Origin of the sequence: uncultured Kocuria sp., assembly GCF_947500125.1 — a bacterium.
Taxonomy (GTDB): domain Bacteria; phylum Actinomycetota; class Actinomycetes; order Actinomycetales; family Micrococcaceae; genus Kocuria.
The window spans coordinates 1-922 of the sequence record NZ_CANMRA010000085.1; the positions used below are offsets into that span (position 1 = coordinate 1).

A 922-nucleotide genomic window follows, 5' to 3' on the forward strand; every position below is an offset into this window, starting at 1 on the left:
AGTAAGTGTTGGGAAAGGGGTCACCCTACGGTTTTCGCTTGCCATGGTCGTCGTCCTGGTGGTGGAGCCAGGCGGCGGGTCATCAGCCCGATCATGGACCACTTGACCATGGCTTCGGCGTGGGCGGGAAGGCGTTCGTAGTCGCGGGCCAGGCGGCGGGTGCGCATCAGCCAGGACAGGGTGCGTTCCACCACCCAGCGTCGGGGAAGGACCTCGAAGACGGGCCGCTTGTCTGTTCTCTTGACGATCCGCACGGTGATGGACAGGTAGTACTGGGCGAAGGCCAGCAGCTTGCCGGCGTAGCCGCCGTCGGCCCACACCACCACGATGGAGGGCATCGCCATCCGGGCCCGGTCGAGCACCAGCCGCCCGCCGTCACGGTCCTGCAGGGCCGCGGAGGTGACCAGCACGACGACCAGCAGCCCGAGGGTGTCGGTGACGATGTGGCGCTTGCGGCCGTTGATCTTCTTGCCCGCGTCGTAGCCGCGCGAGTCCGCCCCGACGGTGTCGGCGCCCTTGACCGACTGAGAATCCACGATCCCCGCCGATGCCATCGGGTCCCGCCCGGCCGCATCGCGCACTGCGTCGCGCAGGGCGTCGTGGATCCGGTCGGTGGTGCCCTCGGCGTTGAAGCGCTGGAAGTACCAGTAGACGGTGTCCCACGGCGGGAAGTCGTGGGGCAGCGACCGCCACGAGCACCCGGTGCGGTTGACGTACAAGATCGCCTCCACGATCCGCCGACGGGGGTGCTTGGCGGGGCGACCGCCGGGCTTGACCGGCACCATCGGTTCGATCAGCGCCCACTGCTCATCGGTCAGGTCCGAGGGGTAGGGGCGCGGGGAAGAAGACGCCATGCCACCACGATCCGCTCCTCCGTCCCGGCAGTCACGCCGAAGCACATCACGCTTTCCCAACACCTACT

General features: G+C 68.2%; 1 protein-coding gene. It reads right to left on the bottom strand.

Annotation, left to right across the window (positions count from 1 at the left end):
- Positions 1-20: 20 nt before the first annotated feature.
- Complete coding sequence (locus Q0817_RS19955; RefSeq protein WP_298592234.1) at positions 21-854, bottom strand: IS5 family transposase; 834 nt, start codon at positions 852-854, stop codon at positions 21-23.
- Positions 855-922 lie beyond the last annotated feature (68 nt).